25 protein-coding genes are annotated in these 19,801 nt (G+C 60.0%); all 25 read right to left on the bottom strand.

The genetic code is table 11. The annotated features are described in order from the left end of the window. Positions 1 to 96: 96 nt before the first annotated feature. The 25 genes from ACIOWA_RS22055 to ACIOWA_RS21935 all read right to left on the bottom strand — a co-directional run bounded on the left by ACIOWA_RS22055 (position 97) and on the right by ACIOWA_RS21935 (position 19,701). On the bottom strand, positions 97 to 543 hold the full coding sequence (locus ACIOWA_RS22055; RefSeq protein WP_339430593.1) for a phage tail assembly chaperone: 447 nt from the start codon (positions 541 to 543) through the stop codon (positions 97 to 99). Next, positions 544 to 1,437, bottom strand: a complete 894-nt coding sequence (locus tag ACIOWA_RS22050) for a phage tail protein (protein ID WP_401161928.1) — start codon at positions 1,435 to 1,437, stop codon at positions 544 to 546. It abuts the gene before it with no gap. 137 nt (positions 1,438 to 1,574) lie between these two features. Beyond that, positions 1,575 to 2,090, bottom strand: a complete 516-nt coding sequence (locus ACIOWA_RS22045) for a phage tail protein (RefSeq protein WP_401161926.1) — start codon at positions 2,088 to 2,090, stop codon at positions 1,575 to 1,577. Then, on the bottom strand, positions 2,087 to 3,244 hold the full coding sequence (locus ACIOWA_RS22040; protein WP_401161924.1) for a phage tail protein: 1,158 nt from the start codon (positions 3,242 to 3,244) through the stop codon (positions 2,087 to 2,089). Before ACIOWA_RS22040 ends, ACIOWA_RS22045 begins: the two co-directional genes overlap by 4 nt. Positions 3,245 to 3,314: 70 nt before the next feature. Continuing rightward, positions 3,315 to 3,734 carry a tail fiber assembly protein gene (locus tag ACIOWA_RS22035; RefSeq protein ID WP_339430589.1) on the bottom strand — a complete coding sequence of 140 codons (420 nt, stop codon included), beginning with the start codon at positions 3,732 to 3,734 and terminating at the stop codon, positions 3,315 to 3,317. A 17-nt stretch (positions 3,735 to 3,751) separates the two neighbouring features. Further along, positions 3,752 to 4,633, bottom strand: coding sequence for a gp53-like domain-containing protein (locus ACIOWA_RS22030; protein ID WP_339430588.1), 882 nt, complete (start codon positions 4,631 to 4,633; stop codon positions 3,752 to 3,754). Positions 4,634 to 4,647: 14 nt separating this feature from the next. Further along, positions 4,648 to 5,247, bottom strand: coding sequence for a putative phage tail protein (locus ACIOWA_RS22025; RefSeq protein ID WP_339430587.1), 600 nt, complete (start codon positions 5,245 to 5,247; stop codon positions 4,648 to 4,650). Then, positions 5,235 to 6,281, bottom strand: coding sequence for a baseplate J/gp47 family protein (locus tag ACIOWA_RS22020; protein WP_093436475.1), 1,047 nt, complete (start codon positions 6,279 to 6,281; stop codon positions 5,235 to 5,237). Before ACIOWA_RS22020 ends, ACIOWA_RS22025 begins: the two co-directional genes overlap by 13 nt. Continuing rightward, positions 6,271 to 6,669 (bottom strand): phage GP46 family protein, encoded by a 399-nt coding sequence (locus ACIOWA_RS22015; RefSeq protein ID WP_401161920.1) that lies wholly within the window; start codon positions 6,667 to 6,669, stop codon positions 6,271 to 6,273. The genes ACIOWA_RS22020 and ACIOWA_RS22015 overlap by 11 nt, the downstream gene beginning before the upstream one ends. Beyond that, the gene (locus ACIOWA_RS22010; protein ID WP_221732489.1) at positions 6,669 to 7,178 is read right to left on the bottom strand and encodes a phage baseplate assembly protein V; all 510 of its coding nucleotides are present in this window, start codon (positions 7,176 to 7,178) and stop codon (positions 6,669 to 6,671) included. Before ACIOWA_RS22010 ends, ACIOWA_RS22015 begins: the two co-directional genes overlap by 1 nt. Positions 7,179 to 7,234: 56 nt before the next feature. Then, entirely contained in the window at positions 7,235 to 8,278 is a 1,044-nt protein-coding gene (locus tag ACIOWA_RS22005; protein WP_339430585.1) for a phage baseplate assembly protein, read from the bottom strand. A gap of 3 nt (positions 8,279 to 8,281) precedes the next feature. Beyond that, complete coding sequence (locus ACIOWA_RS22000; RefSeq protein ID WP_339494422.1) at positions 8,282 to 9,517, bottom strand: DNA circularization N-terminal domain-containing protein; 1,236 nt, start codon at positions 9,515 to 9,517, stop codon at positions 8,282 to 8,284. Then, positions 9,504 to 11,279: a phage tail protein gene (locus tag ACIOWA_RS21995; protein ID WP_401161917.1), complete on the bottom strand. Its 1,776-nt coding sequence runs from the start codon at positions 11,277 to 11,279 to the stop codon at positions 9,504 to 9,506. Before ACIOWA_RS21995 ends, ACIOWA_RS22000 begins: the two co-directional genes overlap by 14 nt. Next, the gene (locus tag ACIOWA_RS21990) at positions 11,279 to 11,464 is read right to left on the bottom strand and encodes a hypothetical protein (RefSeq protein WP_339494425.1); all 186 of its coding nucleotides are present in this window, start codon (positions 11,462 to 11,464) and stop codon (positions 11,279 to 11,281) included. The genes ACIOWA_RS21995 and ACIOWA_RS21990 overlap by 1 nt, the downstream gene beginning before the upstream one ends. Next, positions 11,410 to 11,679 (bottom strand): phage tail assembly protein, encoded by a 270-nt coding sequence (locus ACIOWA_RS21985; RefSeq protein ID WP_401161915.1) that lies wholly within the window; start codon positions 11,677 to 11,679, stop codon positions 11,410 to 11,412. The genes ACIOWA_RS21990 and ACIOWA_RS21985 overlap by 55 nt, the downstream gene beginning before the upstream one ends. After that, entirely contained in the window at positions 11,676 to 12,023 is a 348-nt protein-coding gene (locus ACIOWA_RS21980) for a phage tail tube protein (RefSeq protein ID WP_007908779.1), read from the bottom strand. The genes ACIOWA_RS21985 and ACIOWA_RS21980 overlap by 4 nt, the downstream gene beginning before the upstream one ends. 67 nt (positions 12,024 to 12,090) lie before the next feature. Beyond that, positions 12,091 to 13,587, bottom strand: coding sequence for a phage tail sheath subtilisin-like domain-containing protein (locus tag ACIOWA_RS21975; protein ID WP_339430582.1), 1,497 nt, complete (start codon positions 13,585 to 13,587; stop codon positions 12,091 to 12,093). After that, the gene (locus tag ACIOWA_RS21970) at positions 13,587 to 13,769 is read right to left on the bottom strand and encodes a DUF2635 domain-containing protein (RefSeq protein WP_221732484.1); all 183 of its coding nucleotides are present in this window, start codon (positions 13,767 to 13,769) and stop codon (positions 13,587 to 13,589) included. Before ACIOWA_RS21970 ends, ACIOWA_RS21975 begins: the two co-directional genes overlap by 1 nt. Next, on the bottom strand, positions 13,766 to 14,350 hold the full coding sequence (locus tag ACIOWA_RS21965; RefSeq protein WP_401161913.1) for a hypothetical protein: 585 nt from the start codon (positions 14,348 to 14,350) through the stop codon (positions 13,766 to 13,768). Before ACIOWA_RS21965 ends, ACIOWA_RS21970 begins: the two co-directional genes overlap by 4 nt. A 147-nt stretch (positions 14,351 to 14,497) precedes the next feature. Further along, complete coding sequence (locus ACIOWA_RS21960; protein ID WP_401161911.1) at positions 14,498 to 15,514, bottom strand: phage late control D family protein; 1,017 nt, start codon at positions 15,512 to 15,514, stop codon at positions 14,498 to 14,500. Positions 15,515 to 15,523: 9 nt separating this feature from the next. Continuing rightward, positions 15,524 to 15,736: a tail protein X gene (locus ACIOWA_RS21955; RefSeq protein ID WP_339430579.1), complete on the bottom strand. Its 213-nt coding sequence runs from the start codon at positions 15,734 to 15,736 to the stop codon at positions 15,524 to 15,526. Next, positions 15,729 to 16,112, bottom strand: coding sequence for a phage tail protein (locus tag ACIOWA_RS21950; RefSeq protein WP_339494428.1), 384 nt, complete (start codon positions 16,110 to 16,112; stop codon positions 15,729 to 15,731). The genes ACIOWA_RS21955 and ACIOWA_RS21950 overlap by 8 nt, the downstream gene beginning before the upstream one ends. Then, complete coding sequence (locus ACIOWA_RS21945) at positions 16,109 to 18,301, bottom strand: phage tail tape measure protein (RefSeq protein ID WP_401161908.1); 2,193 nt, start codon at positions 18,299 to 18,301, stop codon at positions 16,109 to 16,111. Before ACIOWA_RS21945 ends, ACIOWA_RS21950 begins: the two co-directional genes overlap by 4 nt. A 128-nt stretch (positions 18,302 to 18,429) precedes the next feature. Further along, a complete protein-coding gene (locus tag ACIOWA_RS21940; RefSeq protein WP_339430577.1) occupies positions 18,430 to 19,011 on the bottom strand; it encodes a phage tail assembly protein in 582 nt (193 codons plus the stop codon). Between the two features lie 183 nt (positions 19,012 to 19,194). Further along, a complete protein-coding gene (locus tag ACIOWA_RS21935) occupies positions 19,195 to 19,701 on the bottom strand; it encodes a phage major tail tube protein (RefSeq protein ID WP_160056265.1) in 507 nt (168 codons plus the stop codon). Positions 19,702 to 19,801 lie beyond the last annotated feature (100 nt).

Below are 19,801 nucleotides of genomic sequence, written 5' to 3'. Positions count from 1 at the left end.
GATGTCCTGCGATTGAACCATGGCCGATGGCCCACGCGTGCCAGCCATTTCTTTCCGGAGTTTTCCGCGCCCGCATCCTCGTGGAATAAAGTGGACTCACAGTGCCGTTACCAACCACCGCGGCGCTACTGGACGATGCTCGCTCAACGGGAAATAAGAGCCTTGCGGCCAGTCGCGCAACTCGCGCCGATAGGTTTGCAGTTCGGCATATTGACCGGTGGTCAACGTGGTGCCACCGCCGTCCTCCAATTCATCGCGATCGCGCACGACCAAGCCATCGGTGGCCGCCAGTTGTGAGGTACGCCAATCGCGCTCTGCCTCTGCCGCCTTTTCTACCGAAGGCGGTGGCGGATCGATCGCGACCGGATAACCGGTTTCCACATGCACGCCAATGACTTTGGAAGTGACCGCCAATTGCTGGAGCAGCGAGATCCAATAGGCCTGAGGAATTTCAATGACGTCGTCCGGAATGTCCGATGAGTTGATACCCGGTACATATACCCCTCGGGTACTGGCGCTGAACAAAACGTTGAATGTATTCATTTAATATCCCTTGGCAAAATAAAACACGGTCCAACCAGCCGCGACCTGATTGATCGCGTTGCGCACTTTCAAGCGAACACCTAGTTTGGTGGCGGTGCCGCCGACGACAATCACCATGGCGCCATCACCGCCGACATGGCAGGCGACACACGAGAAAAAAGTATTCGGGAAGGCAATAGGAAAATTGACCCAAATTTCCCCGTTGGCATCTGTAGTGCCGAATCCCCATTGATCAATGTTTCCACTGGCGTGCTTCTGATATCCGGGATTACCCACCAAACCGGAAAACAGCGCGGCATATTTAAGGCTCGCCGTCCCGTGAACAGCCCAGGCTCCACTTTCCCTGACGAGGGTGGCGCTCTCGCCACTGTTGATCACAATCGAATTCAATAAAGCCCCTTGCGGGCTTATTTTTGCTGCGCCAGGGTGAGTAATGGTGACGGGAGCGTTGCTGCGGCAATGAAGTGCGATGGCTGCGCCAATTGGAACCGTGTCGATGTTCGGCAAGGTCACGGTGTATGGCGAATTACCGCCCAGACCCAACGACCAGCCCAGATCAGCGAGAGTCAGTTGCGTAGTGACCGTGATGTCGCGCGCCCCCGCATAATTGCCAAGCGCCCGCTGGACAAATTCGCATGTCGCCGCCGAACGACTGACATCGAAAGGCGCGGCAGTCTTGAACAACTGAGTACTGCGAAGTGCACCCAGCAATTGCGTGTTGGACACTTCACTCGGCGTCAACCCACCTGCTTGTACAACCCCCAGAATTTCCTGGGTGACGCCATTGCCCCAACTCGCCGGAATCAACGATCCCGGTTTGCCGCTCAGCGGGTCTTCATCAACAAACTTGCCATCCACCAGCCCGGCGCTGGGGACACTTTTTGGATAATCCATAGAATATTCGTTCCTTTGAAGTCACAAATGACTGGCATCGGCAAAGCGATCTTCGCCTACCTGTTCACGCTCTGTTTTCAGAAAATAAAAGCCCACAACGAAGTGGGCTTGGGTGACGCTGAAAGAAGGCTTTAGGCTTAGCTGGAAAGGCCGCTGGCCGATTCGCGAATGGCGATCAAAGCTTCGTCACCAGCGCTACGCGCCAGATCCATGTTGCCCTTGGCAGCCTGCGCGCGAATTTGCGCTTTGGCCTTCAGGCGCAGCGTACGCAGCGCCAGCAGATGGTCGGTCAGTTGATAGGCCTTGCTCAAAATCTGCTCGGTGGCCTGTTTGGCGCTGCGTCCTTTGGCAACCCACGCAGCGACCGACAGCGGCACTTCCTTTTTCGGGTAACCGGCGTCCTGATAGGCCTGAGCATCGGCGGCAGCCTGGGCGTACTCCATGGCTTTGAGCGGGTCACCAGCCAGAGCGGTACGGGCGCCGTCAGCGGCGGCGTCGACTTTGGCACACAAGCGTTCAGCTTCCTGCATGTCCAGCGCAGCCTGTTTATCGTCGTTCAATACCCATTTCTCACCGTCCCAGTCATGGGCAGCGGAGGGTTGAGGAAGGCGCAACTCGCCGTCAATCTGATGGAGTTCCTGAATGACGATCATCGAATCAGTTCCCACTGCAATTGGACGTTCACAGCGTCCCCGAAATTGATCGCGATGCCGGCGGTATAGTCGGTTAGCGGATGGCTCTTGATCCCCATGCTGAGTAGCAATTCATCACTGTCAGCATTGGACTGCCCCAGATTGTGCTCAGCCTGATAGGACTGCCAGAGCGAGCGCAAATTGGCATGATCAAAACTGGCGGTCAGCGTCGAGACCGTGACGTCGTAGACGATGTTGTTGGTGAATATCACGCACGGTTGCACAGTAGCCGGGTTCCAGCCTCCCGCATTATTGGATACACCCGTCGATACCGGTGACAGATAGCTATAGTTGCCCCCGGCCCATCCAGTCGCCGGAAACGCGACGCTCGTTACGGCTGTCGATGACGGCGTCGGATTGCCTACCACAAGCCGCGCAGCACGCGCATGCGGGTCTAGGGGCAGAAACACTGCACCCGTGCCGTTGACGGTCTGAGTCCAGGTCAAGCGTGCACGGTTGTAAATCGCACGCACTGTCGGCATGGAGCCTGGCGCGCCGGTGACGACCCAGGCCAGACACATGTCCAACACCGAACTCTGAAAACCGCCGCCGGCAGCGCCGTTGGCCACACCTTTCAGCGTCTCGGGTGTCACGTCGTAAATCGTACCGCGCTGGGTATAGAAACTCAGCACACCACCCACCACCTGCGCCCGCAAGAAGTAGCTCGAGCTGGGCAGCAGGTCTGCACTGCTCCAGGCCTGGGTAGTGAAAGTACGTGAACGCCCCAACTGACCCGCCACCACTTCCTGACCAAGGCTGACGTATACGCCCGCCGGTACGGACACTCGCCCGCCACTGCTCGATACGGCGGCTGGCGTGATGGTTAACCGGGCATCCGCCGTGGCAACGGTTGGCAAAGGCAAAGCCGAGAGCGGCAACGCCAGATCCTGATTCCAGCCCTTGGCCGTCACCGATTGAATCGCCTGCAACAACTGATCGTATTTTTTCTCGTCGGGGGTTAGCCCCCCGGCATTGATTACGTTGAGAATTTCCTGCGTGACCCCATTCCCCCAATCCGCCGGAATCAGCGATCCGGGCGTTCCGGTCATCAGGTTTTCATCAACGAACTTCCCATTCACCAATCCGGCGCTGGGCACACTGTTTGGATAATCCACGCGGGGACCTCCCGTTATTCTGGGTGACTGTTTACGAAGCTGTTTTGCAGGCTTCATGTCAGAAAGAGCATCAAGCCGGCAGCACTGGCCAGTCGACGTTCTGCGGATAACCTGGCTGCCTGTCGATCTTGTTGAGCGCCAGTTTGTAGGAGGCATACGCCTTGAACCGCTGCATGTCTTCGGCATCCAGCAATCCTGCAATGTAGGCGTCGGCCATACCGACGGTCTGCTGATCGGCTTCAGCCAGCAGCTCGTCACGCCGAGCCAGGGCAGATGCTCGCTGTTCGCTTTCAACCAGCAGCGATGCGTTGGGCAATGCATGTTTGGTGACCTTGCCGTCGGTCCACTTCCAGATGCCATCGCGTTCCTCGATCGTGCGCAGGAACAGCTCATCGGAGATTTCTACAGCAGTGGCAGGCATCTGCGTGTGAATCGCCGAGTCATAGCGCCCGAGCAGTTCGCCCTGGGCATCAAAATCAATGTACTTCATTTCATTCACCGTTGATTTCAGAAGCCGATGGCGAACCAGTTCCAGCCGCCAGGGTCAGCATTGGAGAAGCGCTGAAACTGGCTTTGCGAGAGTCTGAACAGAGAGAAGCGCAGATCAGCGAATCCTGGCGAAATATCGCCGCCCGACAGGAAGAGCACGCTTTTGGGAAAGGCAATCGGATAGGTAATGGTTTCGCTGAGTGCGCCGCCCGTGGCCATTCCCCATTGCAGGATCAGGCCACTGGGCAAACGCTGATAACCGCCTGCAGTGTTCAAGGAAGCGGTAAACGCTGGCGAGTACTTGAGCGCACCATCACCAGAATCCAGGCCCCAGCCACCACCGAGCAGAAGCCGGCGAAAAGTAACGTAGCTGCCACCGACAAATGACAACGTGTTATCCGGTGCACCAGCGCTGGCGGTGCCCAGACTCTCGCCACTCCTGACTTTCACGTTCAAACCACCGGAACCTGCGACCAGCGACACCAAGCCTCCCGCAGGCACAGTTGACCATTCCGGCAGGGTCACCGTACCTGGGCTGGTGAAGATCGAGAGTTTGCCGACGTCAGCGACCGTCAACGAAACATCACCCACGTAATTGGTCTGCCCCGCCAGACTGCCGAGTGCGCGCTGCACAAACTCCGTCGTCGCGACTTTCTGACTGACATCGAATTGTGGCGGCGTTTCAAACAGCTTTTTGCCACGGATGGCCTCGAGCAGTTGGGTGTTCAAGCCTTCGGTCGGTTCGATACCCGCCGCTTTGATAACTGCCAGCACCTCTTCGGTAAGGGCATTGCCCCACTCCGCAGGAATCAGCGATCCGGGGGTTCCGGTGACGGGATTTTCATCGACAAAACGACTGTTGACCAAACCGACACCGGGCATGCTTTTCGGATAATCCATCCCCTCATTCCTCCCTAGTCATAATTAATGTGCACCTTGGTATGCGCCGGTGCGCTGCGGTGGATCAGGCATTCCAGTGCCGAGCCCGGGTTCACGCCGAAGCGCTCGCCCCAGTAGCTCGCGCCGAATCGCCGGCCGAGCAACAGCCGTCCGCCGGTGTTGAGCGTCCACATGAACTGCGCTTCCCAAGTGCCCCAATGCGCCGCGCCAAAACGCGCACGGCCCATGCGGGGGGCTTCGTGTTCGGTGATGCTGGCGTTGGGGTAGCCCTGGCTTTTGGCGATTTCGAGGTAGTAGCCGACGGCCTGGCTGCCGACCGCGAGCAAGCGGCGGCGCACGGCGAGGCGGCGGTCGTCGAACAGTGGCGTGGCGCCCAGGCACGGGTCGGGCAGGTCCATCACCCGCTCCCAGTCCGGCACCAGTTCGCTGACGCCTGCCGGGTCCATCTCGTTGAGCAGGTCGGCGGCGCGGGCGTCGAGGCGGGCCAGTTCGACGGCGACGCCTTGCAGCACTTCTTCGAGTTCCGGCACATGCTCCGGGTCCCATGCCGGGCCGCTCGGCAGCAGGGCGCGCAGTTGCGCCTGATATTGCGCGGCGGTTCTTATGCCCCCCATACGCAACCTCCGAAGGTCAGCAATTCGCTTTGACCGGCCGGTACATCAGCGGCCGGTGCGGTCAACGTGTGATCGTATTCACCGCCGGCACTGCTGATGGCTTCGCGGATATGGCTGATCAGCAGCGGCACGCCCAAGTCGGCCTCACGGTTGTGCAGGTCGCGCAATTGCGCTTCAACGGCGGCACGCACAGCGGTGGTGTCCGGGTTGACGCTTTTGAAGCGATAGACCACCGGCACCTGGATCGGTCGCTGCACATGGACCTCGGCGGTCACCGGACGCAGCGGTTCGATGTAGTCCTGAACCTCGGCCAGTTGCTCATCGTTGGGCACCGGTTGCGGGTCTTCATCACGCATGATGAACACCGTCACTGTGCCTGGCCCGAGCAGGCCGCCACGACACCAGGCGCGCGTTACGCCCGGCACTTCCAGCGCCCACGTCTCGTAGTCACTGGCCGAGCCGCCATGGGGAATCACGCGGTAAGAGCGAATCACCCGCGAGCGCAGCGACTCCAGACTTTCCCGCGCCACGCCGCCGCTGAGACCCGGCGCCAGCACCACGAAACTGTTGCCGACCACGCCGGCAATCGGTTGCACCGGCGTCAGCGCCAGACCGGCGTCGGCATTACCGAGGCTGCCGGCATCCAACGCCGCGATGGTAGTGGTGTTGCTGCCATTGACGGTGGTGCGTGCGGTGGTGACTTTGTAGGTGCGGCCATCGCTCGCTTGCAGCAACGTGTCGACATCCAGAACAGCACCGGCGGTGGCGGTAAAACTGACGCTGCCGGTGGCCACTTGCGCGGGTTTGCGCGGTTGGTTCAGACGCAATGCGGCGATGCGTTCCAGGGTCGATTCATCGGCCTTGTCCGGCAGGATCTGCTCGGCAATCCAGTCAAGGTAACCGTACAGACCATAAGCCGCGCCGCCTAAGGTGCGGGCCAGCACTTGCGCATCGGACTGGCGCAGCGAATCGCCGGCCAGGTCGCTTTGGGTGCGCTTGATCAGCACCGGCAGCGAAGGGGTTTCAAACGGCATAGATCACCTGCCAACTGTTATCGGGGTTGATGTCCAGACGTTCGCCGTCGGCCAGGGTCAGGACCGTGAGAAGGTTCAGGCGCTGGGCGTCGAGGCGTTCGCTGATGATGTCGATGGCGCTGCAATGGCCGTCGTCGATCAGCCATTGCAGGGCTTCGCGGGCATAGAATTCGGCGTCCATCTGGGTCTGGCGGGTCAGCTTGACCCGGCGCAACAGCCACAATCGCGAACCGATGCGGTCGTCGGCGACGGTGGGAAATGTGTCGCCCCACCAGCCGTAACGTTCGTCGTCGTCGAGGGCGTCGTCATCGGCGGCACGGCGCCAGGTGAACAGGCTGATAAGCACGGCGCGGGTCAGCGCGGCGTGGAGGTTCTGGCTGATCAACATCATTGGCCTCCTGCCGGTGCACCGGTCTGGCCGTTGCCGGCCTGTACACCGACGTGCACATGTTTGATCTGGCTGATGCCGCCAGCCAGTTGGTCGCCGCTGGAAACGATCTTGCCGGTCTGGTTGATCACCGGCGTATCGAAATTCACAGCGGTCGTGGCGCGGATGTTCAGGGTGGCGGTTTCGATATCGATGATCCGGCCACGCTTGAAGTGAATCTTGTCGCCTTCGTCGGTGTAGATCGCCACTTCACCGGAGGCCAGCGATTGCAGGCGATAACGGCGGTCGGCGATCACCAGGGCGATGGCGTGTGAACGGTCACCGCCGATAAACGTGACAACACCTTCAGCGCCGGCCAGTGGATTACTGGTAAAGCCGTAAGGTTCGAAGTGCTCCATGTCATCGTTCACTTCGCCAGCGGTGAGGCGCATTTGCAGCGATTGCAGCTTGGATGCCGAATGGGCGAGCACGACAGTGCCGCGCGCCAGCAGGCGTGTCAGTAGGCTCATGAATTGTCCTCAAAGAGCAGCCCCGACACGGACAAACGTGGGGGCGGGTGTCAGGCTCAGGTTTTTTTCGGGGGGATTGGATCAGGATCGAAGGTATGCGGCGGCGCCACTTGCAGGGTCGTCACCGAGCCCTGCGCCGACAGCGAATACGTCACTTTGGAGATCAGCATGTCGCCATCGAAATCGAGCACCGGATCCTTGACCTTCACCAGCGTGTTATGACGCCACAGATCACCGTTGGACTGGCGCCATCCCTGCACTTGATAAGTGGTGGACTGCGCGCGGCCCATGCGGGTGGCGCTCTCCCATTGGGCCCGTTGCTGGGCCAGCTCGAAAGTCAGCGCCGTGCCCTCGTTAATAATCGTGGTACGCCGCCGCTTGAAGGTCAGGTCGGCCGCCGTGGATTCAACTTCGCTGACCGCCGCCCCGCTCTTGTTGTCCGAGCCTTTCTGCTGGCCGATCACTCGGTATTCGGAGAACACCTGGCTTTGATCCATCGCTGCATTGGCCGACAAAATATTCTTGCCCAACTCAAGCGCATCGCTAGCGCGCCCGCCACTGCCAGGCTTGGCCAACACCAACCGGCCCTGCTCGTCATCGGTGGAAAACACCCGCAACAACGAGAGCAAACGGTCGATCGACTGAAAGACTGTTTCTCCCGGCACGATCGTGTGTTTGGTCAACCGTGCGGTCTCGGGGATTTCGTTGACGACCATCAGCGAATACTCCATCGCCAGTGCCTGCACGATGCTCAGTAGCGGTTGCTCCTGCCATTGATTGGGCCGGTTGGTGGCGGCGCAATCGACCAGGTCCTGAGTCTTGGAACTGCCCTCGATACTCAGGCTGATCTGCCGGCCGTCATAACGAATCGGTGCCTTGAACACGTAACCGGTGAGCACCAGATCCTGGCCGATTCTCACTTCGCACGGGTCGCCCGGTTTGATCCGCTGATCCACCGTCTGCCCTGGCCATTGCCAGGTGATGTCGAGTTTGAAAGTGCGGAACTGGCGCTCCAGATCAGCGCTGATTTCCACGCTTTTCCAGCCGCCGTATTCCATGTTATTGACCGTCAGCGTGACGCGGTTATCCATCTCGCTCATGGCTTACTCCCTGGACACGTTCACGTCGTTAGGTGAAAAACCCGGATGGTTCATCGCATTGCTCTGAGTCACTTGAGTCACCCGTGTAGCATCGGCAAATTGCTTGTAGGCCACGACCAGCGCCGGCAGGCTTTCCTGGAACGATTTACTGATCTGTCGCACACCGGATGACGCCACAGCCTTGAGATGCGCAATCAGCGCTTCCTTCACATCATTGATTGCCTGGTGATGCTTGGGATCGGCCTTATCCAGCATCGGATCAATGGCCGCCCCGATTGCCTTCTGCAGCGCTTTCATCTCATCGGTCACCGGTACTTCCTGACGGGTCACCGGTTGATTCGCCTGCTGAGCCACCGACGGTGTCGATGACAATTTCACCGCAGGGGTCGCTATCGGCATCGACGCCACCCATTGCGCCACTTTCACCAGCAGCGTGTCCTGCACCAGATCGGCCATGGCTTGCGCCGCCGCGTTGGTGTCCTTACCGGTGGTGATCTTCGGCGCATCAGCCTTGCGGATGGCCTCGAGTTGTTGGGACACGTCGGCAATCACGCCACGGTAGCCTTCCTTCGCGAATTCCTTGAGTTCTTTGATATCACCAAGCAAGCCCTTGAACTCGGCCGCCACTTCCTTGGGCAATTCCTTGACCGCTTTGACCAGTTCGGTGATTTGCCTGTACTGCTCGATCAGCGGTTTGAGCTGTTCCTTGATCACCTCGTACACCCCGGTGAGGCTGTTGCGCAGATTGGCGATGCCGATCCGCGCAGCCTTGATCAAGGTCATGGCCTGTTCGAAGCGCGCTACCGCCGAACCCAGCAGCGTGTCGGCTTTCGACAACAAGACTTTCTGGGTGCTGACGGTGGCGGTCGGAAAAGGCAGCGGTTTATCGGGGTAAAACTTCAACGCGAAAGTCACCAACCCGCCGTCCTGGCGGGTGTGGGTCATGTCGCATTCGCCGACCTTGACTTGCAGGCGGCCGAGCCACGGGTGCACCAGCTCACCGCTGCCCGCCTCCAGCGCCTTGAGCAGCTTGTCACGCTGCTCAAGGCAGTCAGGGCCGATGATGAACGCCGTCAGATCGTGGGTCTTGGCCTGCTGACCCAGATCCTCGAAAAACGGCAGGTCACGCTGCGGATACTCATGCAACTGACCTTTGCGACCGACCGGGGTTTTCGCCTGATCGATCCAGAACCCGACACCGCGAAACGATGCCGGCAACAAACGGTCACGCCAGTTCATTGGAACCTCCTGCCGACAGCGAGCGATAGCCAATGCGCGAAGACAGCGCCAGGCCCGGTTGATTGGTTTGCGGTTGATCGGTGCGCAGCCCCGCCGGCGCATTTTCGAAGCGCACGGTCAGGCCGCCTTCGAGTTGCGTACGGTTGTTGGCGGCGCTTTGCTGGATCAGGGCGCTGGAGGTTTGTGGCAGCGAACCGCCCTGCAACACACCGTTGGACGACGTTTGAGGGCTTGCGCCAAAGAACGCCGGCGCCAGTTCCCCCTTGCCTTCTGCATTGGTCTGCTGTTGCGCCTGAGTCAAGGTTTCGACCTTGCCGGTGACCTTGGCGATCAACCCGGCGAAACCACCGTCGAACAACTCCTTGATCGGCGCAATGACGGTTTGCAGCTTTTGCCACAACTCGCCGAACCACTCGGTGATCGGCCCCCAGTTCTTGATGATCTGCCCCAGCGGCGTCCATTCGAACATGTTGTGCAGAAACTCCAGTACCGGCGCAGCCAGCGCCTGCACCACACCCCACAGCGCCGAAAATACTTCGCTGATCGGCTGCCAGTACGTCGCAATCTGTTCCAGCGGCGACCACTCGAACAGGCTCTGGAAGAAGCTTTTGATCTGCTGAGCCGAAGTTTGCAATGCGGCCCAGACCGGTTCGAAGAAGGCCACGATACTGCCCCAGTTGTTGACGATCATCCCCAGAGGGGAATAGTCGAACAACGTGCCGAAGAAGTCCTTGATGGCTTGTGCCGCCGGTTGCAGCGCCGTCCAGATCGAGGCAAAGAACCCGGTGATCGCCCCCCAGTTGTTGATGATCATCCCCAACGGTGTCCAGTCGAACAGCCCCTTGAGGAACGCCATCACCGGCACACTCAAGGCCTTGAGCAATTCCCAGATCGCCGAAAACAGACCGGTCAGCGGCGCCCAGTTTTCCAGGATCATGCCGGCGGGCGTCCACGAGAACACCGATTTGAAAAAGTCGATCACCGGCGCGGTGACGGTTTTGACCTTGTCCCAGATGCCCGAGAAGAATCCCGCAATCGGGGACCACAGCGCCGCCAGTGCATCCAGCGGTCGCCAGTCAAGGATCGAGCGCAACGTCGCCATCGCACTCACACCGATGTTTTTCACGCCCTCCCACATGCCCTTGAAAAAAGCGCTGATCGGCGTCCAGTTGGCATAAATCAAACCGGCCGCCAACGCGATGCCCATCGCGATCAACATGATCGGATTGGTCTTGAGCACCATGCTCATGACGTCCATGACCTGGGTCATACCGGTAACGGCGGTTTGCATGGCAGAGAAGGCAATCGCCCCCGCCGCCAGGCCTTCGACCAGTTTCGGGTTGTCGGCGAGCAGGCTGCTGACCTGGTTCAGCATCGGTTCCAGCCCGACCACCAACGCCCCCACTGCCGGCACCAACGCCGCATCCACGGCAGCCGAGACCTTATCCATCGCCGCACTGAACACGTTCATGTTCTGCGCAGCCACTTTCGGTGCGGCGGGCAGGTCGACGGTTTTCGCCGCCTCGCTGACTTCGGTCAATTTGCCCTGAAACGCCGCCGCCGACTTGATGCCGTCCACGAACGGCGTAATCACGCTGCCGCCCTTGAACAGCCCGCTGATGTCCAGTTTGCCGAGGCCGGTCTGTTCGAGGTTTTTCTTGAAGCTATCGACTTTCACTCGCAGGGCGCCGAGTTTGGGCGACAACTCATCGATGCCGGTAATCAGCACCGATGTTTTGGGGTTGCTATCTGTGTCTGCCATCACTGCACCTGCTGCATCGCGTTGATCCGTTGCGCGTGCTCCAGCGATTCGCGGAGCACATCCAGTGGCCTGGCCATCATCTGTTCGGGGTCAACCTTCCAGAACCAGGCCAGGTCATAGGCGACGGCGATCAGGTCGGTGATGGCGCCGACGCCGCACTCATGAAAAAACTCGCTACGGCCCAACTCAGCGCGTTGAGGTCAGCCAGATCCAACTGGTTGACCGACGACGGCGGAATGCCGGCGCACACGGCGATGTATTTGGCCGCGACGTCCATGTCGAGGCTGACCTCTTCGCTCTTGTCGATCTTGTACGGCAGCGCCGGACGGCTCAGGAACAGTTCGGTCAGGGGCTCGCCGTGAGCTTCGATCGCAACTTGAAGCTTCACGGCGCCGCTCATTGCCAGGTCCCCTTGATGCCTTCGAATTTCAATTCGATGGTGGCGTCATCGCCCTTGGAAACGGGTTCTTCGACCAGGTACGCACCGGCCAGCACGTAGACTTTGCCGTTGCTGAATTCGCAGGTGACGGTGATGTCCGTGCCTTCGATCAGCTTCTTCAGCGGGAAGTCGGCGGTGTGCAGCGCGGTCACTTTGAACGACGGCGCGATGTCGGTTTCCTTGTAGAAGCCGGGTACGACGGTTTCGCGTTTGACCGCCATCAGCGGGGCTTCGCAGCCGCCATTGATAGTCAGTTGCGCGCCGTCGACTTTGACGTAGCAGGTGCCTGCAATCAGTTGACCCATGGTGTTACTCCCTTCAATAAAAAAGCCCACGCGAGGTGGGCTGAATGCTTGACGCTAAACGCGGTTATCAAGCCGCGTCGTCGTACTGCAGACGGAATTGGTTGAGCAGTGCGAACACGCGCAGACCGTTGATGTAATCCGGCGGGAACAGCACGTTCACGCGGCTCGGGTCCTGCACGTCACGCTCGACGATCAGGTGCTCGGCGAACAGCTCGGCGTTCTCGACGTGGCCTTCCAGTTCGAGCTTGGCGTACTGGGCAATCAGCTCACCGCGAATGGTGCTCGGGGTGACGATCGGCTGGCCGGCGCCGAAACGGGTACCGTCGGAAGCCAGTTTGTGGCGACCGTATTTGCTGGTGATCACGCTTTGCAGACGACGCACGATGAACGCCGACTGGTGCATGGTTTCGCTGTCCAGGTAGGAGTTGTCGGCCTGACCGTAAGCGTTCTTCTGGTACGTGGTGATCGAACGCTGGATGCGCACGTAACCGCCTTCGTAATAAGCGGTGGCGATGCCGTAGTTGAGCAGCGACTGACGCTCGGTCAGGGTGAAACGTTCGCTCGCCGGCGCCGGATCGACACCCGGCAGGCTGCCGCTCTGGGTCGGACGGCTGGCGTCGGCGGAGATGAACACCGACGTGCGTGCGGCCAGTGCGGCGGCTTGAACCCAAACCGGTTGCGGTACGCCCGGCTCCAGCGCCTGAATGGTCATGTGCTGGTCGTTGCGGGCCTGGCCTGCGGCGACCAGCGTGCCAACGGTGCCGCGCTTGGCGCTGTAGACGTGACCGAACAGTTGCTTGGCCCACGACCAGCGACCGGTGCTGTCATCCATGACCGCTTGCCAGGTGTTGAGGGTCGACAGATCCGACCACGGCAGCGCGATGAATTCGAACGGCTCATCGCCCAGCGCCGCGACCGCAGCGACCTGATCCGGTACACCAACGCCGCCGGTCATGGCGGTAATCGCGGTGGTCAGGCCAGCCGGGGTTTCTTCGCCGTTGCTCTTGCCCAGGCGATTGAATTGCAAGCTGATGTCGTTGCCGCTGTCACCGGTCCATTTCGCGGACAGGGTCACTACACCTTCGACAGCCGCAGCGCTGACAGGCAGATCAGCCGTGGCGTTGATTTTCTGCGCCAGCGCAGTGGCCGCTTGTGCCGCCGTAGCACCGTTGACCACGGTGGCTTGCACACGCACACCACCGACGTACAGGTTAAGCACGCCAGCCTGAGTCGCGGTGCCGGTCAGGGTCAACACACCTTTGGCGATAGCGCCTTCAACGTTGTGCAGTGGCAGGCACCAGATCTCGCCGATCGGGTCAGCCTTGCGGAAGGTCTCGTACATCGAGGCGAGCATCGAACCTTGGCCGCCGATGCTTTTCGCCAGCGCGACGCTGGAGACCAAAACCAGTTTGCCGACTTCGGTCGGCGCGATGTTGTCATTGACTTGAGCGACGATCAGACGGCGCATGGCCGAGGTCGCGCTATTGGCGGCCGAGTTGTCCATTTCGGCATAGAACAGCGGTACACGAATGTCCGCGGGGATGTTGCTGAATCCGATCGCCATTATTTGGCTCCCTGTGGTTTAGCCGCTTTTGCGGTTTTGAGTGTGATATCGCCGTCGGTCAGACGTCGGCGCCACCAGGCGCTGTCCAGCACTTCACGGCCTTCAAGAGGCAGCAGATCGCCCGCCTCCGGGTCTGGCACGGCACGGCCAGCGGCCGGCACTACGGTGATGCGATTGCTCATGGGGTTACGTCTCCAGAGAAAGTCAGTTCCACGCGCCCATCGGGGCCCGGGCGTTTCAGGTTGGGGTCAGCGGGGTCGATCGCATCGACCCGCACGGTGGCCCCGGTAAAGGACGACAAACCGTCCAGTTCACGTTCGTGCCAACTTTCCGCAGGCTGACTTGGCAGATTGCGGCCAAGCTGGAACTCGGCAAAAAAGCGCAGCCGGTAAAAGACGCGGCTGCTGTTGATCGACACCATCTCGCCGCCGTCATAAACGATGGCGCTGTAGTCTATTTCCGGCTTGAACCCCACCAATGCGCGCCACAGTTCGGCACGCAGGTCGTGCAACAGATCCAGCGCTTTTGTAGCGTCGCTGGCGTCAAGCACCAGAACGATGTCGAAGCGGTCGCGGATCGGTTGGGTGGTGAGGTTTTGGGCGGTGCTGTTACTGCCCAGATCGGCCAGCGGTGTGACGTGGGCCGAAGGTGTCGGCAGATCGGCGTTGCCTTGCAGCAAGGCCAGATCCACGCCCACCGCAATGTGATTGGCAAGGCCAGGGCATTGCGCACGCAACTGCGTGAGGATCGGGGTGATCTTCATGGTGGTGTTCCAGAATGAAGGGAATTACCGCAGGCCCCCATGTGGGAGCGGGCTTGCTCGCGAAGGGGACGGCGCATACAACATCGATGGCGACTGACACAACGCTTTCGCGAGCAAGCCCGCTCCCACTTTGAGTTTGTGCGGGGATCAGGTCTTGGCGTCGAGGCCGCTTGCCTCGATCAAGCAGCGATAGCTTTCCTCGCGCTTGCCGCTGGCGGTGACCTTTTTGATCGACCAGCGACCGCGCATGAAGTCCGGCCAGGTGTCATCGAGCACCAACAGGCCTTCGGCGGCCAGCAGCGGATCGCCTGGGCAGGTAACCTTCAGCTTGTATTTCTCGCGCAGCATCTTGCGCACTTCGGCTTCGCCGATGGCTTTGGCTTCTTCTTCACTTGCCTGTTTCTGGCGAATGACCTTGTAGGGCTCGGAACCGGTTATCACCTCGCGCAGTTTGCCGGCGGCGATGTCCCAGAAGCAGGTCTTGCAACCCTGATTCTGAGTACGGGCCGTCTCTTCCAGTGTGGCGCTGATGAAGGCGTGATCCCCCGGTCGATTGTTGCTGGTCACCGACAGCCTGACGTCAGGTATCACCTGACCCGAGAGGTTTTTCAGCTGCGCCGGTTTCGCCAGCACGTAGAGGTCGTTGAACGGTTTGGCCACCGCGTCGTACCTCTTTGCCAGTCGTGTGATAAAGCTCATGTCGGTTTCGTTCGACTGATCAACATGAGCAATCCGGATCAGCGCCAGCTCTGGATCGACGCGCGGCGAAAAACCGTGCGGCGAGACCAGTTCGCGAAACAGTCCGCCCAGGGTTGTCGGGCCATGACTGGCTGTGCGCCGTTCCTTGAATCGGGTCTCATCCTTGCCGCTGAAAGGCGCTGCGGTAGCCACCAGTGTCAAGCGTAACGGGAACAGCGTCGGGGTCAGTCGAGTCACCTTGAACTGGCCCTTTTCGACCAGCCCGGACTCCAGATAGCCAACCCGCAGGCCGATTTTTCCGCCCAGGGTCGGCAAGCCTTCAAGGCCTTCCAGGTCGATCACCAGTGTCAGCTGATCGGACTCCATCCCGGCGGCATCAATGTGTTCCCAACTGATCAGGCGCTGGTTCAGCAGGGCATGGTTGGCCCCGTAGATTTCGATCGCCGGTGTAAATCCCTGTGCCATGCAACCTCCTTAATCCCACGCCAAAACCGGCTTGATCGCGGCCGGTCTGCTGTCGAGTTCCGGCAAGGTCACCCAGACACCGGCCGGCAGGACCGGGCCGTGTTCGGCCAGGGTCGGGTTGAGTTTCCACAGGGCTTCTTCGGCGGCGTCATCGCTGCGACCGGTCTCGCGGTAGAGCAGCAGATTCACCGAGTCACCGGCCACGCTTCGGACCTTACGCATTGTTGAACTCCGCTAATTCGAGGGTCCAGTCCACCACCATCGCCGTACCATCATCGATGATGCAGGTCTGGGTTTCCTGAACCATGGTGATTCGCCACAGGCCCCAGTTTCGACCGATGCCATCAATCAGCGGCAGCGGCACACGAAGGGCTTGCAGCGCCCGCAGCTCATCCAGCCGATCCATGGCCACCGCGTACATTGATTTGCCAGTGATGGTCAGGGTTTCGGGCTTCTGTCCGATTTGATGGGACTTGGGTTTGCTGGTGAGAATCTGCAGTTCCGTCCAGCCGCCGTCGGATTTGCGCGCCAGCGTGCTGTAGGCGAAATTGCGCGAGAGGCCGAAGATGAAACTGCCCAGTGCCATTTGTTGTTTCATGTGGCGACTCCATCGGTCAGGGCTGCGTCACGTCGTGTGGCGAGGGGGTTGGTGTTCATCGTCGGAATGAATTCGCCGCTGAAATGGTTTTGCAGAACCTGCGAGATCATCGCGCCCACCTTTTCCGAGCTGGCGATTTCGCTGCCGCTGATCTGAATCGACGGTGCGTAGGTGATCTGCTGATTTTGCGTTTGAGCGCTGGAGAGATCCTTGGCGATCTCTGCCGGAGGGGCGAGTTGATCGGCAGCGGGGGTAGCCAGTTTTTCACCCAGGGCGCCGCCTTCCTGACTACCGTAAAAACTGCCTAAGGCGCCGCCTAATGCACCACCGATCAACGTACCGATGCCGGGCAGAATGAAAGTACCGATCGTGGCGCCAATACTCGCGCCGGCATAGCCACCGGCCAGGCCGCCTGCTGCCATGCCTACGCCACCGGCCATTTTTTTCGTATCACCCTCGGCCACGCCTTCGACGACTTTCATGCCGGCTTCGACCATCGTCAACGGCATGCTCAATGGGCCGGCCACCCGGCCGACCCGGGCACCCTGACTGATCAGACTGCGGCCTGGAGCGGAGACCAGAAATTTGGCACGACTCAGGGCGGCGGTACCGAGGGCACCGGCACTGGCCGAGAGACTGCCCAACCCGGATCTGATGCCGGCCATCACGGGGCCTGTCCACGTGGCGGCTTGGGACGCCAATGCGCCCAGCGGCTTGCCACCCTTCAATCCTGCTGCCATCAGGATCAGCGCGCCAGCGAGTGCCGGGGCCTTTTCCGCCACTTCACTCAAGCCATCGGCTGCCACTCCGACTTTTTCCACAAGGTAGTCAAACACTGGCAGCACGGTATCGCCGGCGGATGAATAGAGCCGGTCCTTCTGGGCGCCGAAGATGTTCCAGCGTGCCTGCGAAGTATCCGCGAGTGTCAGGGCAGTCTGATCAACCGCCCCTGTGTATTGTTTTTTATCCTTTTCATCCTTTTTACCCGCCACCAGTGCAAAGGCGCGCTGCACGTCAGCGGTGTTCTCGAGCATTTGCCGAACCGGTTGGGCGACCGAGAACAACGTTGTCGACAACGCGGATTGCTCATTCGGAGATTGCTTCTTCAGCGCCTCCAGCAACTCCATGATCGCGCCGGGAGCATCGCCCTTCATTTTCTCTGCCAGGGCCTTGGGGTCGAGCTGCAGTTGAGCGAACGCCGCTTTCTGGCTTGCAGAAGCTTTATCCCCGAGCGCCAGTGTCGTCGTGATTTTTTCGAGCGCTACGCCTGCATCGGCCTTGTTTACCCCGGCGTTAAGCAACGCCGCAGAGAATGCCGCGGCTTGCTCGGGCGCCATTCCGGCGCCTTTTGCCGATGTGCCGTAATTGCCCAGAATCGAGCCGATATCAGCGGCAGAAGCGGCCAATCGACTGTCGAGCAAACTGGTCGCGTCGGCGAGATCCAGGGTTTGCGCGCGATTGAGACTCATCGAGGTACGCCAGCCGATCAACAGATCCGCGGCATCCTGTGGTTTCATCTCGAACGCAGTCGCCGTGACCGCCGTGTCTCTGGTGAAATCCATCAGGTCGTTTTGCCTGGCGGCTTGATCGATATTGCCTTCGGCATCCAACCGATCATTGCCGACCCCGGCCTTGGCGCCAGCGTAGCCGATGCTTGCCAGCTCAACCGCGGTTGTACCGCCGGCAGCCACCTTCGCCTCGGTGGCCATCTTCTCCAGCGCGACCTGCAACGTTTTGCGTTGGTCGCCTTCAAGCCCGACGACCAGATCCAGCCTCGCCATCGCGGCGTCAAGATTGATGGCTGGTTGCAAAGGCTTATAGGGGGACGTGGCGGTATTCGCAATCGGCGTTTTATGCTCGGCGCCAAGGGCCGCCCCGCCCATTTGTGCTTGCCGGTCATTCAGTGTTTGTTGCAACGAGCGCTGTGACATCAGCACCGTGTGTATCGACCCCAGCACATCCCTGAGTTGAACCTGTTCGGCCGTCAGCTGACGCAGTTCGACGGTGGCATCTGCCAGCGCCAGGCTTAGCCCGGCAAAACCGCCATCCGCTTTCAACGTCGGCTCAACACCTGCCGAACCGATGTCTCGCGCAGACATCACTGGAGACTTCAGCGTGGCCGTGGTGTTGGCCGTTCGGGTCTCTTGATTGACCTTCGCGAACGTCAACGCATAGTTATCATCTGCCATGCCGCTCTACTCCTGTTTCACGCCAAGGCGAGTGATCGCTATGTCGTAGCGGCGCAACGCCTTTTCGGCGTCCCATTCCAGAATCTCCGCCTCACTTACCGGGTAAATGAGCGGGACGATATCGAGGATTACTTCGATGTCGCGTTCCGAAAGTAGGCCGCCGGCTGGTTTAAAAAATCGTCTATGCGCACCTGCAACTGGGTCCAGTCCGGGACGGTCAAGTGAGCCAGATCGGGGATCATCAGGCCGGCGCAGTGGGCGGTGATGAACTCGGCGCGTTCCTTGGCCGTTTTCAGTTTCTTCATCACTTTGGTGGCGCGCAGCACCGGCATTTCCAGGCTCAGCGACGTCACGGTGCGGCCGGTCACGGCGAGCGGTTGCAGCAGTTGGATTTGATCGGGATCGTCGGACTTTTCCGCGTCTTCAACCTGATCGAGAAAGTACGACGCCGGACGGGTCGACATTTCGTGCACGTACTGGGCGATGCTCACGTAGTCCGGGCGTTTGAGCTGGTCGAGTTCCTTGACCGACAGGCCGGTAGCGAGCAGCGCCAGTTCGAAGAACTGATCGTCTTCATCATCGCCGGCGCGTTCCAGCGCTTCTTTTTGCGCGGCATAGAACAATGGTTTGAGCTGGATCTGTTCGATCTGCGCGCCGTCGTCGCCGGTGATCGGCGACAGCAGGTCATGCTGGGGTGGCATCCACGACATGAATGAATTCCTTGGTGATTCTTGAGGAGGGGTGTTGCTAAACATCGGCCAGTCACACTGGCCCAATGTGGGAGCGGGCTTGCTCGCGAAGGCGGCCTGTCAGATGAATGAGTGTCGACTGTCACACCGCATTCGCGAGCAAGCCCGCTCCCACAGGGTCAGGTGCCGGGCTGGCTTACAGCGTTACGGCATCAGCACCGCACGACGCGCATCACCGAGGATGTCGACGCCGTTGAGCACGAATTTCTGGGTGCGCACGTCGATGTCGATCACCGGAATGCCGTTTTCCAGACGGTTGTAGGTGCGGCAGGAGAAGTCCAGCGTCGTCAGGGCTTTGCCGCCCATTTTGATCGCGTCCTCACCCATGGTTTTGAGCTTGCCGCCGATGGTGTGATAGGTGAACCAGGTGTTGCCGTCCTGATCCTGACCGGCTTCACGCACGTTCAGCAGGATGTCGTCGCCCAGTTTTACCCCCATCGCCAGCAACACTTCAGCACCGGTGCCTTGCAGCTTGATCTGAGCATTCAGCGGCTTGGCGCTCTTGGCCATTTCCTCAACGATGAAGCGCCCGCCCGTCATGCTTTCCATGTCGAAATCGATTTTCGGCGGGGTGAATTCCTCAACGGTCGCCGACAGCGGCAGGCCTTGTAGGGTGGCCGCGATGGCCTGTCTTACGCGGTTGGTAAACATTAGAGAACGTCCTCCAGGAACTGCTCAACTCAACGCCCGCGATGAAATCATCGAGCAGTTCCTGTCTTACGCGGTTGGTAAAGATTAGAGAACGTCCTCC

This window comes from Pseudomonas sp. NPDC087614, from assembly GCF_044743485.1.
Classification (GTDB): Bacteria; Pseudomonadota; Gammaproteobacteria; order Pseudomonadales; family Pseudomonadaceae; genus Aquipseudomonas; species Aquipseudomonas baetica_A.
The sequence above is the reverse complement of the archived record's forward strand: the minus strand, read 5'-3'. Positions and strand labels throughout refer to the sequence as shown.

Excerpts from the sequence above, each read along its gene's own strand:
- ACIOWA_RS22010 (WP_221732489.1), bottom strand. The coding sequence starts at position 7,178 with ATGAGCCTACTGACACGCCTGCTGGCGCGCGGCACTGTCGTGCTCGCC.
- ACIOWA_RS21940 (WP_339430577.1), bottom strand. The coding sequence starts at position 19,011 with ATGTCGTGGATGCCACCCCAGCATGACCTGCTGTCGCCGATCACCGGC.
- ACIOWA_RS22015 (WP_401161920.1), bottom strand. The coding sequence starts at position 6,669 with ATGTTGATCAGCCAGAACCTCCACGCCGCGCTGACCCGCGCCGTGCTT.
- ACIOWA_RS21945 (WP_401161908.1), bottom strand. The coding sequence starts at position 18,301 with ATGGCAGATGATAACTATGCGTTGACGTTCGCGAAGGTCAATCAAGAG.
- ACIOWA_RS21950 (WP_339494428.1), bottom strand. The coding sequence starts at position 16,112 with ATGAAACAACAAATGGCACTGGGCAGTTTCATCTTCGGCCTCTCGCGC.
- ACIOWA_RS22030 (WP_339430588.1), bottom strand. The coding sequence starts at position 4,633 with ATGGATTATCCGAAAAGCATGCCCGGTGTCGGTTTGGTCAACAGTCGT.
- ACIOWA_RS21975 (WP_339430582.1), bottom strand. The coding sequence starts at position 13,587 with ATGGCGATCGGATTCAGCAACATCCCCGCGGACATTCGTGTACCGCTG.
- ACIOWA_RS22035 (WP_339430589.1), bottom strand. The coding sequence starts at position 3,734 with ATGAAGTACATTGATTTTGATGCCCAGGGCGAACTGCTCGGGCGCTAT.
- ACIOWA_RS22045 (WP_401161926.1), bottom strand. The coding sequence starts at position 2,090 with ATGATCGTCATTCAGGAACTCCATCAGATTGACGGCGAGTTGCGCCTT.
- ACIOWA_RS22000 (WP_339494422.1), bottom strand. The coding sequence starts at position 9,517 with ATGAACTGGCGTGACCGTTTGTTGCCGGCATCGTTTCGCGGTGTCGGG.
- ACIOWA_RS22005 (WP_339430585.1), bottom strand. The coding sequence starts at position 8,278 with ATGAGCGAGATGGATAACCGCGTCACGCTGACGGTCAATAACATGGAA.
- ACIOWA_RS22020 (WP_093436475.1), bottom strand. The coding sequence starts at position 6,281 with ATGCCGTTTGAAACCCCTTCGCTGCCGGTGCTGATCAAGCGCACCCAA.
- ACIOWA_RS21935 (WP_160056265.1), bottom strand. The coding sequence starts at position 19,701 with ATGTTTACCAACCGCGTAAGACAGGCCATCGCGGCCACCCTACAAGGC.
- ACIOWA_RS21960 (WP_401161911.1), bottom strand. The coding sequence starts at position 15,514 with ATGGCACAGGGATTTACACCGGCGATCGAAATCTACGGGGCCAACCAT.
- ACIOWA_RS22050 (WP_401161928.1), bottom strand. The coding sequence starts at position 1,437 with ATGGATTATCCAAAAAGTGTCCCCAGCGCCGGGCTGGTGGATGGCAAG.
- ACIOWA_RS21970 (WP_221732484.1), bottom strand. The coding sequence starts at position 13,769 with ATGAGCAATCGCATCACCGTAGTGCCGGCCGCTGGCCGTGCCGTGCCA.
- ACIOWA_RS21980 (WP_007908779.1), bottom strand. The coding sequence starts at position 12,023 with ATGGGTCAACTGATTGCAGGCACCTGCTACGTCAAAGTCGACGGCGCG.
- ACIOWA_RS22055 (WP_339430593.1), bottom strand. The coding sequence starts at position 543 with ATGAATACATTCAACGTTTTGTTCAGCGCCAGTACCCGAGGGGTATAT.
- ACIOWA_RS21995 (WP_401161917.1), bottom strand. The coding sequence starts at position 11,279 with ATGGCAGACACAGATAGCAACCCCAAAACATCGGTGCTGATTACCGGC.
- ACIOWA_RS22025 (WP_339430587.1), bottom strand. The coding sequence starts at position 5,247 with ATGGGGGGCATAAGAACCGCCGCGCAATATCAGGCGCAACTGCGCGCC.
- ACIOWA_RS21955 (WP_339430579.1), bottom strand. The coding sequence starts at position 15,736 with ATGCGTAAGGTCCGAAGCGTGGCCGGTGACTCGGTGAATCTGCTGCTC.
- ACIOWA_RS21965 (WP_401161913.1), bottom strand. The coding sequence starts at position 14,350 with ATGAAGATCACCCCGATCCTCACGCAGTTGCGTGCGCAATGCCCTGGC.
- ACIOWA_RS21985 (WP_401161915.1), bottom strand. The coding sequence starts at position 11,679 with ATGAGCGGCGCCGTGAAGCTTCAAGTTGCGATCGAAGCTCACGGCGAG.